Genomic DNA, 13749 nt, shown 5'->3' on the forward strand with positions numbered 1-13749 from the left:
CTCCAGTAAATAATCCTTAAGCGATTCCAAATCACTGGTAAAGGTCTCAAACCAGCGTACCGGACTGTTTTCCAATCCTACAAATACCTTACGCGAGCCGATATCTATACCGGCTGCATGATGATGCATCTTTTCCATCCTGTTGACTTATCGTTAATAAGCCGTGCCCGAAGGAGTGTAAAGAAAAAGACAGGCTACCCATCGGACAAACACAGTTAGTGTTGTACCATACCCTTAGACTCATTGCTTCAGAACCATACTCAGGGACAGGCAAAAATGCACTATAACTTAGACGGCCACACTACACGGCTTTGCAAAGATAATGTCATTGAACCCTTAAAGGCCCCCGGATTTTAAAACTCAGGATGACAAAACTTTTAGTAGGGTCACCAAATCGTCCCTGAATTTTTCGTATATTTATATAAATCAGCAGCCCGGTTTTCTTTTATTTAGAGAACCGGGCTGTTTGGTTAAGGGAAAAATAGACTCAAAAACCGACCGTTTGGTATGTAGTTATTTGATAATCAATAAATTAATACTTTTTAAAGTTTTGAAAACACGTCAAAATGGCGTTAAAATTTGTTAAAAAGTGTTAAAATCGAGGTTTTTCGATCAATTTTTGAACTGTTTTACGCCATTTTCGAGTCGAAATTTGTTAAAATTCAAGGTTTAAAAAGTTTTTATTCTGCCGGTACCGATAAAGGCTCTCCCGCTTTTAAGGGCACACCAAAATTTGGCGAACCGTCTTTATTCCAGGTAAATTTTTGTGCCCGTGGTGAGCGGTCATGCCCGCAACCCTGACCCGGTTTAGAGTTGGCGTGGTACAGGATCCAATCCTCCTTACCATTTGGCGATTTGAAAAATGAATTATGTCCCGGCGCATAAACCCCATTCTCCGGCGACTGTTTGAAAACAGGTTCCGTTGATTTTTTCCAGGAGGAGGGATCAAGTAGATTGCTGCTGGCACTGGTGCTGAGCATGCCGAGGGCATAATAATCTGTCCAGCAACCGCTTGCGGAGTATATCAGGAACAGTTTGTTGCCATGCTTTAATATCTCAGGCCCCTCGTTTACGTTGACATGGGTAGGGTTTTTGTCGTCATGCAGGTCGCCATATTTTTCCCAGGGATACTCAGGGCTCGATATTTTAACCCTTTCACTGCTTACGGTGCAGGGATCCTTCATTTTGGCGATATAGATATTCTGCTGTCCGTTGGTATCACCCTCCCAGCCGGCCCATATCAGGTAAAGCTGGCCCTTATTCTCAAATACAGATACGTCTATGGCCCATTTGTTGGTACTATCGCCAATTTGCCCTTTAAATACCCATTCGCCCTGCAGTGGATTGGCAGAGGCATTTTCGAGCACATATAAACGGTGGTGGTTGTTATCGCCGTCATCAGCAGCAAAATACATATACCATTTCCCCTGCAAAAAATGGAGTTCGGGGGCCCATAATTCTTTGGAATGTGTTGTTCCAGTTGGTGGCGTCCAGATCACCTTTTTCTCCGCTTTGTTCAAATCAGTTACCCGTTTAGTTTTCCAGATCACCAAGTTGTTTCCGGTTGAGTTGGTATAATAATAATAGCCATTGTGGTAAATAATCCAAGGATCGGCACCCGACGGCAGCAGCGGATTAGTAAAAGTACCCTGAGCCAAGCAACTCATGGTGGTTAGTATGAAAAGGTAAAAAGTGATGTATAACTTTTTCATATATAGTGATATAGGATGTTTAATTAACTGACTTGGTTTTAAGATTTTTTTTGTTCTGCTGATATTCGGTAGGGGTAGTGCCAAATTGTTTCAAAAAGTTACGCCCCAGATGCGATTGGGAGCTGTAGCCCACCATGGCAGCCACTTCGTAAATTTTATAATCGCCATCTTCCAGCAGCTTGGCCGCAGCCTTTAGTCGGGTAATGTTGATCAACTCATTAATGGTAAGGTTTGATATAGCTTTTACCTTACGATACAAAGTAGGTTTGCTCATATTCATTAAACCGGCAATTTGCTCCACATCCAGCTCGGGGTTTTGAATGTTTTTGGTGATAGCAGCGCTAAGCCTGTCCAGGAAGCTTTCATCTGGTTTGGAGTAAGCCATGGTATTGATGCCTGCCAGTGGTGAACTGGCAAAGTGTTCCCGTATCTTATTGCGGTTAATCAGCAAGTTGGCTATCTGCACTTGTAGATGCTCGGGCGAGAAGGGCTTTTCGATATAGGCATCTGCACCTACTTCAAGTCCTTCTATCTTACTTTGCAGGGTGTTTTTGGCGGTAAGCAGTATAATGGGGATATGACTGTGATCAAAGTTGGTTTTTATTTTTTTGCAAAGTTCAAAGCCATCCATTACCGGCATCATCACATCGCTGATGATGAGCTGTATGTTTTCAATTTCGATCATATCTAAGGCTTCCTGGCCATTCAGGGCTTTAATGACCGAATATTTCTCGCTCAGGTCGTCCGAAATAAAATCGAGTATTTCGGGGTTATCATCCACTAAAAGTATAATTGGTTTCATAAAGTCAAAATCCTCCTCTTTGGTTTTATCAGTCAGTTCATAATCATCAGATATATTGTACAGGTCAAATTCCTTGTCCTGATGTATGGGCAGGGTTAACAAAAATTTGTTCAGATCATCTACTGGTTTGCAGAGCACCAATACGCCTTTATGCAGCCCGGTTAGGGAGCGTGAAAGAGAAAGTCCGATACCGGTACCTATCTGTTTTTCAGATTCTTTGAGACGAAAGAAGGGTTCGAATATCTTTTCACGCATTTCATAGGGAACGATGTGTCCATTGTTGCTGATCTCGATAGAAAAGGTCCCCTCATCGGGTTGAAGCTCCAATAATTCCACCTCAACTACCGAGCGACCATACTTGATAGCATTATTGATGAGGTTGCTTATGATTTTGGTGAAGGCCTCAATATCTACATAAGCATAAACGTTTTTAATTGGATGCTTTAATTCATAGCGGATATTTTTCTGCTCAGCCATGGGCTTGAATCTCAGAAACGTATCGGCAAGCAGTTCGGTGATATCGGTTTTAACAAAGCTGAGACTAAAGCCATTGGTTTCAGTTTTTCGGAAATCAAGTAACTGATTGGTCAATTCCAACAGTCGATCGGTATTTTTTTCCATGATCTGCAGGTTGTGCTGTATCTCCGGAACATTGGCCGCCTTTTTAATCACCTTTTCCATAGGGCCTTTTATCAAAGTAAGCGGAGTACGTATTTCATGGGCCACGTTGGTAAAAAACTCTATTTTGGCATTGTATATCTGCTTTTCTTTATCGTTTTCCAGTATCTCAATGAGTCGCTTATTCTTCTCGCGGGTTTTAATGTGATATTGGCTTAATAAGTAATATACAGTAAGCAGTATCAATAGCATATAAGCCATATAAGCCCAGATACTTTCCCAAAAGGGTGGGGATATGGTGATATCGAGCCTTGCTTCTTCAGTAAGCCATTGCCCATTGTTATTGGCCGCTTTAACCATAAAGATGTAATGGCCAGGCTGTAATTGAGTAAAATATACTTTGCGATTGGTTTTTAAAAAAGTCCAGTTCTTGTCGAGCCCCTTCATCATGTATTTATACTGGGTCATCTCGGGCGAAGGATAGCTCAATGCCGCGAAATCAATACTAAATGACGATTGGTTATGATTGAGACTAAGCTGTTTGGTACTGATGATTGACTGGTGGAGTAAGGAGTCGCTGCCGTTAACGGAGATTTCCTGGTTGTGTACCTGTATCCCGGTGATATAAACCGGTGCTACAAAATCATTGTTTTTAAACTGCGAAGGATTAAAGCTCACCATGCCTTTTACACAGCCGAAATACATGGTGCCATCTGTATCTTTAAAGGCGGAGTTATAGTTAAACTGATCGCTCAGTAAACCACTGGCTTTGGTGTATATCTTGATGTTTTTAGCTGGGATATTTAGACACACCAGTCCGCGGGTGGTGCTTATCCACAGGTTTTTACGATCATCTTCCAGTATCCGGAAAACATAATTACTGGGGAAGCCATTGCTGAGATCGTAAAGTTTAAAGGTTTTTTGCACGAGGTTATAGTTCCACAAACCCAGGCCCTCTGTCGCGAACCAAAGTTGATGATGGCTGTCTTCAAAAATGCCGTTAACTGTACTATTATCCAATGCATTGGTGAGGCCATGTGTATCCTTTAGCTTGTAGCCCGAGTTTTTGTCCGGGTCATAAAAATAAACTCCATCATGTACCGTACCTACCCATATCTTGCCGTTATGATCTTCGGTAATACTGTAAATAAAGTCGTGCGTTGGCACGCCGTTAATCTGCGTAAAATCTTTGGTGGCAATATTGTACCTGTAAAGCCCTTGTGTTGTGCCCACCAGGATCAGGCCCGAGCTTGTTTTACAAAAAGTAATAATGAAATTACTTTTAAGCATGTTTTTAGCATTGCCTGCCAGATAATACCTGATCACTTTACCGCTGGGGATATCCAGGATATTTAATCCGCGTTCCAATGTACCTATGAATAGTTCATTACCATTGGCCAGCAAGCCATGTATATTGGTGTTTGAAATGGTGTTTTTACCACTGGGATAGTAATGTGTCCAGGTTTGTTTATCAGGGCCGAGTTTGTTCAATCCGTTGTCTTCAGTGCCCATCCAAAGATTGCCATATTGGTCTTTACATATCTCACGCACTACATTACCCTGCAAACCGGTTTCGTCCGATCCGGGATAAAGCTTGTTGAAAGTAGAGTATTGCTTAGGGTAATAATTTACACCGCCAAAATAGGTTCCGGCCCAAATACCGCCTTCTGAGTCTTTGTAAACCGTATAAACAGCGTTATCTGATATAGAGTAAGGATCATTAAACTGTTTTTTAAGGTTGGTGAATGTGCCCTTTTGTACGTCATAAATGAATATACCCGATTCCGTAGCTATCCAAAATTCATGATCATTATATTTTACAAAATCGCGCACATATATCTCGGTTTTATTAGGGTTGTAAGTTAAAAGATCACGATAGGTGCCGGTAGTGCAATCAAACTCCTTAATACCCTGATTGGTGGTACCAATGAATATTTTGTTGTGGTCTGCACTGTATATTTTTTCAATGAACTTTGAGGCAACTGGGGGAGAGTTTTTAAATAAACTATAGCTGCTAAAGAAATGCTTTACGGTATCTAATTTTTCCAGGCTACCTGATGTGGAGGATACCCAAACATCGCCAGACTCATTAACGGCTACAGAGGTAGCATCAAAATGTTGAAATGGCCGGTAATCGATTATTTTCCCTGTCTTTTTATCATACTTCATCAACGCCGACCTGGAAACAAACCAACAGTTATAAAACTGATCGTTTATCATGTATCTGATGGCGTTGTTATTTGAGGTGAGATGCGTAAAGCTTTCTTTTTGAGGGTTATATTTATCAAGCCCATGGTCTGTACCTATCCAAAAGCTGCCATCTTTATCCAGACAAAGGGTATGCACCATGTTGCCAGAAATGCTTTTTTTATCCTTTGCATCGTGTCTGAAAGTTTTAAAGGTGTAACCATCAAAGCGATTAAGACCATCCTTGGTTCCAAGCCATAGAAAGCCGCGCTTGTCCTGCATCATGCAGTAAACGGTATTGTTTGACAACCCCTGTTCTACCTGGTAATGTCTGAAATAGTACGATTGTGCACAGCAGATATTAAATGACAGGAGTAATAATAAAGAAGCTAAAAATACAGGTTTCAAAATCGTTCAGTAAGCAAATATAACCATTCTCGGCAAGCGTTTTCGTTGCGGTAAAAAATGATACGTTTTGACTAATAATTGATATGATTTGGTTAATAGGTGGGGACAAAAATGCTTTTTCTTTACAGTATGATTTAAATCTGTCAAACCTACATTTTTAAATTAAAATACTTAACCAATTAAATAAATCATTTATGAGAAAATTTTTACTACTCAAACAAGTAGAGTATTTCCGCTTGCAATGGCCGCCCAGTAAATGGTGTCCAAAATTAGCATTAGTTGCTTTTTTCTTTATGTTTTACCTGCTTACCACACTCTCTGCATCCGCGCAAAATAAGTTCAGGATAAGTGGTATGGTAACCGATACTACGGGCGAAGTACTTACCGGGGTTGCTATCCGTGTACAGGGAACCCAGGCAGGTACAACAACCGATATCAAAGGGAAATTTACCCTCAATGTTCCTGACGCTAACAGTACTTTAATCGTGAGCTATATTGGCTTTGTAACAGCTGAGGTTCCGGTCAATGGCCGGTCGATTATCGCTATCCGACTTAAATCGAATAACTCAGCGCTTCAGGAAGTGGTAGTAACCGGTTATGGCACGCAAAAAAGGGCCTCGATAACAGGAGCTATTTCCAGTATAACCAGTAAGGATATTGAACGCGTGCACGGTGGTTCTACCGTAAGTACGGGTTTAGCAGGCAAAATACCGGGCGTAACCTTTAAACAGGCAGAGGGACGTCCAGGTTCCAGTGCCAGTATCCAGATTCGTAACATGGGTGCTCCATTGTATGTAATTGACGGAATTCAGCAGGATGAAGGGCAGTTTAATAACCTGGCACCTAATGATGTGGAAAGTATTTCGGTACTGAAAGATGCATCGGCTGCTATTTATGGTGTACGTGCCGGTAATGGTGTGGTGGTGGTTACTACTAAACGAGGCTCCGGTGAGGGGCGTATCAACGTTGACTCTTACCTGGGTTTCCAATCATGGGATAGGTTTCCGAATGTATTGACCAACTCCTATGATTACATGAAAGCCTTGGCCGCGGCACAGGTAATCACCAACGGTAGCACTTCTATTACCGATGCTGAGCTCGCAAAGTATAAAGCAGGTACTGAGCCTGGTTACCAGAGTTTTAACTGGAAACCTTTTGTTTTGGCAAATTCCGGTGCACCACTAAATTCGTTCCATGCGGATTTTACGGGAGGCAACGATAAAGTGACCTATTATGTAGCGGGAACCAGTTTATATCAAAACTCACCAGCCGGAGCCGAATACCTTTTCAGACGTACCAATATTCAATCCAATGTAAAGGCAAAGGTAGCCGCCGGTCTTTCAGTAAGTATGAATATCAACGGCAGAATAGAAACACGTGAAAACCCCGGTGTTCCTGGTGCTGACGATTATGTATTGGCTAAATTGGGGATATTGGAAAATACCCCTTTAGACAGGCCTTATGCTAATGACAATCCGGCTTATTTAAAGGATAATGGCCCGCATACCGAAGCCAATTATGCGTTTTTAAATGATAAGCTTTCGGGTATCTGGCACCAGGACTGGCGGGTATTACAAACCAATTTCGAAGCCGAGTACATTATTCCCGGGATAAAAGGTCTTACAGCCAAGTACGACTATTCGTATTACTACGCGGATGAGTTACTAAACAACCATGAGTATACTTACAACGCTTATACCTACAATCAGCAAACGGGTAATTATGATATAACCCATGCCGTTACCAACCCATGGCGGGAGCGTGAGCAACGAAAAGAGTTGAGTACCACAACCCAATTGCAGTTAAGCTATAATAACACCTTTGGTAAAAGCACCATCGGTGCTACATTAGTTAACGAACGTATCCATAAAGAGCACCTGAGGAACTGGCTGCATGCTAACCCTATCTCCAATAACCTGCCTTTGATCTATTTCCCAACTATGGATCAATACCAGGATAGTGATGATTCTGAGGCTCGTATAGGTTATGTGGCCCGTTTCAATTATAACTATGATAACCGTTATTATTTGGAAGCATTGGGCAGAAGGGACGCATCATACCTGTTTGACCCGGCTCACCGTGTAGGTTATTTCCCGGGCGTATCCGTCGGGTGGAGGATCACCAACGAGGACTTTATGAAAAAACTGCTGGGTGATAACAGTGCACTGAACGACTTGAAATTCAGGGCTTCATATGGTGTGTTAGGTGATGATAGAAGTCCTTATGACGCGAGCGGAAACACACCTATAGTACAACCGTATGCTTATCTGCCTGGTTATAATTATGCAAATGGAGCGGCCGGTAACATAGCCATATTGGATGGCAACCCGGTTTCTACTTCAATCAATAAAGGTATCCCGGTTAACAACGTATCCTGGATGAAAAGTAAAATATTTAACGTGGGTGCCGATTTCAGTATGTTGAATAACCGGTTAACCGGTGCCATCGAGTATTTTAAAAGATCGCGTACAGGCATTGTTGGAAACAATTATAGCGTAGTATTGCCACAAGAAGTGGGTTACGGTTTGCCGGGTATAAATGAAAACAGCGATTCGCAACGTGGCGCCGAAATATCCCTGGCTTACAACAACAAGATAGGGGAAGTAAGCTATAACATTGGCGGAAACTTCTCTTACAGTCGTAAAAAGACAGGTATTTATGCCGATACCCCATTTGGTAATTCTTTGGATGAATACTTCCGCTCACAAAATAACCGTACCGCCAATATTTTCTGGGGATACCAGGTTATCGGTCAATTCACCTCTGCCGCTCAGATTAACGGTTACAAAGTAAATGAAGATGGAAAAGGTAACAGCACCGTATTACCCGGCGATTTGATTTATAAAGATCAAAATGGTGATGGTAAAATTGATGGTAACGATGCCCGTCCCATCGGTTATGGCCTAGGCTCACAACCTAATACGAACTTTGGTCTTTCGCTGGGCCTGGCTTATAAAGGTTTTGACTTTCATGCCGACTTCTCTGGTGGTTCGGGTTACTCATGGAACCAAAACTGGGAATCGAGATGGGCCTTCCAAAATAATGGCAACTTAAATACCATTTTTCAGGATAGCTGGCACCTAAGCAATCCTAATGATGTAAATAGTACCTGGGTGGCCGGTAAATACCCGGTTAACAGGAATAACGTAGGCTTTAATCATTACGATTATGCCTCAAACTCCACCTTCTGGTTACATAACGTGAAATATATACGGGCCAGGACAATTGAGATAGGTTATTCGTTGCCTAAAGACTTGTTAGCCAAAGTGAAAATTAAAAGGGCGAGATTCTACGCCAATGTGTACAACCTGTTTTCTATAGATAACCTGCGTCAATATGGAGTTGATCCGGAGGTTAATGATGATAACGGTTTGCAAACACCGCAAAGCAGGGTTTACAACTTTGGTGTTAACCTAACCTTTTAATAAAAACATTAAGTAAAATATTCAATGAAAAAGATATTCACAATAGCTATGATTTCGGTATTGATAAGTGCTGAATCATGCAAAAAAGATAGCGATTTTTTAAATGTGCCGCCAAAATCGGTGGTTACTACCGATGTGGTTTTTTCAGATCCGGCACTGGTATTATCTGTACTGGGCGATCTGTATAACCGTGTGCTCGATTTTTCAAGTCTGGATAATGGCTGGACAACCTTTGCCGATTTTGGAGAATCATTCCCATCAGATAATGGCTCCTATGGTTTTGTTCAGAACAGGTCATGGGACTACGGTACCTGGGGCACCTGGGATTACGGATATGTACGCGATCTGAATCTGTTTATTGACAACGTAACTGCGTCAACCAAGCTGTTAGCTGCCGATAAAAGCCGTTTTCTGGCCGAAGGTCGTTTTTTACGCGCCAGCTATTATTTTGAAATGGTTAAAAGAATGGGCGGTGTTCCGTTGATCACCAAAACCCTTACCTATGATAATAGCGGTAATGTAGTGGGTTTGCAATTTCCACGCTCCAAAGAATCAGATATCTATGACTTCGTGATCAGTGAAGCTGAAGCGATCAAAGGTACATTGCCTTCAGATCCTACTGAAAAATCAAGGGCAACCAAAGCAGCTGCATTAGCTATGGAAGCCAGAGCAGCATTATATGCGGGTTCCATAGCAAAATATGGCGCCACAACACCGCAGGTTTCATTGTCTGGCGGAGAGGTTAGTATTCCGGCAAGCATGGCTTCAGGATATTATACTAAAGCCTTAAACGCTGCCAAGGAGATTATCAGTGGCTCTGCCGGATCATACAAATTGTACCAGGTATTGCCCAATCTATCCGATAACTTCGCTGCTATATTTTTAGATAAAAGCAGCGTAAACCAGGAATCAATATGGGTGGAAGATTTTAAGGCACTTGCTGGTAAAGTACATTCATTTACTACGAATGATCAGCCTTATTCTGTATCAGATGAGGCTTCAGATGCGGGTCGTTTAGATCCTTCTTTAAACCTGGTACAGTCTTTTGAAAAACTGGATAACACCTTTGCGCCAATAGCTACCAAAGATGCGTCAGGTAACCCGATCTATTATGCAGACCAGCAAGATCCGTTTGCAGGTAGGGATGCCAGGCTGGCCGGTACTGTGATGCTGCCACACTTTTTCTGGAAAACCGCTTATATAGATATATGGGGTGGTTATCTTTTAGCTAATGGTAACATCATCAGCAGTGACGATGCTACGCATTATGCTGCATTACCTGGTAGTCCTACACTGGTACAGGTAGTGGGTAAAGATGGTCCTACGCCAACCGGCGAACCACTACGCACTCAAACTGGTTTTTATGTCCGTAAATATCTGGATCCGGCAACTGGATCTGGTCGTCGGGGGCGTCAGAGTGATGTTAACTTTATCCGTTACCGTTATGCCGAAGTTTTATTGAATGCCGCAGAAGCAGCTTACGAATTAGGACAAACCAGCGATGCTGCGCTTTATATGAACCAGGTAAGGGCGCGTGCCGGTTTAACCACACCACTTGCGGCCGGTGATATCACTTTTGACCGTATAGTTCACGAGCGCCGTGCCGAACTTTCGTTTGAAGGACATGTGCTGTTTGATATGAAACGTTGGAGAATAGCTACTAAAGTATGGGACGGCAATCCGGAAAGTTTAAACGACTTAACCAGCAATATCAGTTCGGCAACCAAAAGAAATACACAACCATGGGGTCTTTATCCTTATAAATATTACAGCCCGGGCAGCCCGAATGATGGCAAATGGGTATTCAGGGAGGTTTTACCATCGCCGGTAACGGGTGTTCTTAATTTCAGATTAGGTAACTACTATTCACAAATTAATGATGGTATCATCTCTGCCAATCCAAAAATCAAGAGACAGCCAAATCAATAAGTCAATTATTATAATTCAAAGATCATGAAAATTAAATTTCATCATATCGCCATATTTATTCTCCTGCTTTCAGCCGCAGGTTGTAAGCTGGATAATGTTAAACCGCCTTCAATTAAATTAACCGGGCAGTTAATGTACAAAGGTTCGCCCATTGGTGTAGAGTATAACCAGGTGCCTTTTCAGCTTTATCAAACAGGTTATAAGGGCAATACGCCTATTACCGGTACATTTGATCAGGATGGTACCTATTCGGTGTTAACCTTCAGCGGGAATTATAAATTCACTATCCCGGGCGGGCAAGGGCCTTTTCAATGGAAAGAACTTCCGTCGGGCGGAAGGGATACCATCAATATCGCCCTGACCGGCGATCAAACCGTAAACATCGAGGTAACACCTTATTATATGATCAGGAATGCGCAATTAGCTGCTGCCGGCGGTAAGATCACGGCCAACTTTAGTATCGAGAAAGTGATTACAGATGCTACTGCTAAAAATATACAAACGGTAAGCTTATTTGTAAATAAAACCCAGTTTGTATCGCCCGGTGACCATGCAGCAGAAGCCGATCTGGATGGTGGAGCTATCGCCGATCCATCAAATGTTTCTCTAAATGTAGCTATACCTACGTTTCCGGTAACGCAAAATTATGTTTATGCCCGCGTTGGCATCAGGATAGCCGGGGTAGAGGATATGATATTTTCGCCGGTAGTTAAGGTATCTTATTAATTACAATTTAAAGGGGCCATATAGCATGATGGCCCCTTATATTTATAAAATAAATCTCAATTGAATACATCATTACACAGCTGTTAATCCCTGATGAAAAAACTGAATATTTGCTTATCCCTTTTAATTTCTGCTTCCCTGTCGGCCAGCGCGCAACAAAGCGACTGGCATTTGATTAAAGACCGAATCACTACGCCATGGGCCGAAAAGGTTGATCCTAAAGCACCCCTGCCGGAATACCCTCGACCGCAATTGGTACGCCCCAATTGGCAAAATCTGAATGGTCTGTGGGACTATGCTATAGTACCTAAAGCAACAACAGGTCCCGCTAAATATGAGGGAAGGATATTGGTTCCTTTTGCGGTGGAGTCGGCATTATCGGGCGTAGGCAAAACAGTAGGCAAGGATAGCATGTTATGGTATAAAACAAGTATCACTCTTGATAAAACCATTAAAGGAAAAGATATTTTATTACACTTTGGCGCTGTCGATTGGCGCACAGAAGTATTTGTGAACGGCAAGAGTGCTGGAGTACATGAAGGTGGTTTCGATCCCTTTAGCTTCAACATAACTCCTTATTTAAAAGGTGGTTCAAAACAGGAAATTAAAGTAAGCGTTTGGGATCCAACAGATGATGGTCCGCAGCCGCGAGGCAAACAAGTTAAAAGACCAGAAGGGATCTGGTACACTCCGGTTACCGGTATCTGGCAAACCGTTTGGCTGGAGAGCGTAGCCAAAACGCATATAGAAGCGACCAAACAAACCCCCAATATTGATGAGCACACCCTTTCGGTTTCGGCCGAAGTTACTAATAGCCAGCCAGGCGATCAATTGAAGATCACCGCCTGGGATGGCCAGACACAGGTTGACGAAAAGATTGTTGATGCCAATGCAACCGCCGTGCTGGATATTAAGAATGAAAAATTGTGGTCGACTACAGATCCTTTTCTGTACGATCTGCGCGTAGCTCTTATCCGTAACAACAAACCGGTTGACGAGGTGAAAAGCTATTTCGCCATGCGTAAAATATCATTAGGCGCCGACGCCCATGGTGTGCAGCGCATGTTGCTGAACAATAAGTTTGTATTTGAATATGGTCCGCTTGACCAGGGTTGGTGGCCTGATGGCTTGTATACCCCGCCAACATATGAGGCCATGAGCTTTGATATCGATAAGCTAAAGGCCATGGGTTTTAACATGATCCGCAAACACATCAAAGTAGAGCCTGCCCGTTACTACGCCTATTGCGATAAAACCGGGATGCTGCTTTGGCAGGATATGCCCAGCGGAGATTTAGGTAACCATTGGGAAAACCGCCCGGGTGTTTACGACAGGGCTACAGATCAGCAGCGTACGCCCGAATCTGAAGGCTATTATCGCAAGGAATGGAATGCCATTATGAACGCTTTATACAACTATCCATGCATTGTAGTTTGGACGCCTTTTAACGAAGCCTGGGGACAATTTAAAACGGTAGAGATAACCGAATGGACGATGAAAAAAGACCCGTCGCGCCTGGTGAATAGCGCCAGTGGCGGTAATTTTTATGCCACAGGTAATATTGTCGATCTGCATAACTACCCTAACCCCGCTATGCCGCGTGCCGAAATATTTGGCAAAACGCAAGCCGTAGTCTTAGGCGAATTTGGCGGTTTAGGTTGGCCGGTAGAAGGCCATACCTGGCAGGCCAACAAAAACTGGGGCTACCAAAACTTTAAAAATGCTGATGATCTGTTTAAAAAATATGCATCGTTTACTGAGAGATTACAGGAATTGATCAAATTAGGTCTGTCGGCAGCGGTATACACCCAAACCACCGATGTAGAAGGAGAGGTGAACGGCTTTATGACCTATGATCGTAAAGTGATCAAAATGCCGGTTGAATCGCTGCAAAAAGTAAATAGTAAACTGTACGATCCATCTTTAGTAAAATAAAATAACC

At 42.6% G+C, this 13749-nt stretch carries 6 protein-coding genes; 4 read left to right on the forward strand and 2 right to left on the reverse strand.

Annotated features, from left to right (window positions below; genetic code table 11):
• Window positions 1-680: 680 nt before the first annotated feature.
• Entirely contained in the window at window positions 681-1712 is a 1032-nt protein-coding gene (locus tag BW976_RS22485; protein ID WP_076376751.1) for a glycoside hydrolase family 43 protein, read from the reverse strand.
• A gap of 19 nt (window positions 1713-1731) precedes the next feature.
• Complete coding sequence (locus tag BW976_RS22490) at window positions 1732-5727, reverse strand: two-component regulator propeller domain-containing protein (protein WP_076376753.1); 3996 nt, start codon at window positions 5725-5727, stop codon at window positions 1732-1734.
• Between the two features lie 194 nt (window positions 5728-5921).
• On the opposite strand from BW976_RS22490, the gene BW976_RS22495 reads away from it, so the two are divergent.
• From BW976_RS22495 to BW976_RS22510, 4 genes are all read left to right on the forward strand, one after another.
• A complete protein-coding gene (locus tag BW976_RS22495; RefSeq protein ID WP_084192315.1) occupies window positions 5922-9152 on the forward strand; it encodes a SusC/RagA family TonB-linked outer membrane protein in 3231 nt (1076 codons plus the stop codon).
• Between the two features lie 24 nt (window positions 9153-9176).
• On the forward strand, window positions 9177-11081 hold the full coding sequence (locus BW976_RS22500; protein WP_076376755.1) for a RagB/SusD family nutrient uptake outer membrane protein: 1905 nt from the start codon (window positions 9177-9179) through the stop codon (window positions 11079-11081).
• Between the two features lie 24 nt (window positions 11082-11105).
• Window positions 11106-11807, forward strand: coding sequence for a DUF3823 domain-containing protein (locus tag BW976_RS22505; RefSeq protein ID WP_076376757.1), 702 nt, complete (start codon window positions 11106-11108; stop codon window positions 11805-11807).
• Window positions 11808-11900: 93 nt separating this feature from the next.
• Window positions 11901-13742 (forward strand): glycoside hydrolase family 2 protein, encoded by a 1842-nt coding sequence (locus tag BW976_RS22510; protein ID WP_076376759.1) that lies wholly within the window; start codon window positions 11901-11903, stop codon window positions 13740-13742.
• The last annotated feature ends 7 nt before the right edge of the window (window positions 13743-13749 follow it).

Origin of the sequence: Mucilaginibacter lappiensis (assembly GCF_900155965.1) — a bacterium.
Lineage (GTDB): Bacteria > Bacteroidota > Bacteroidia > Sphingobacteriales > Sphingobacteriaceae > Mucilaginibacter > Mucilaginibacter lappiensis.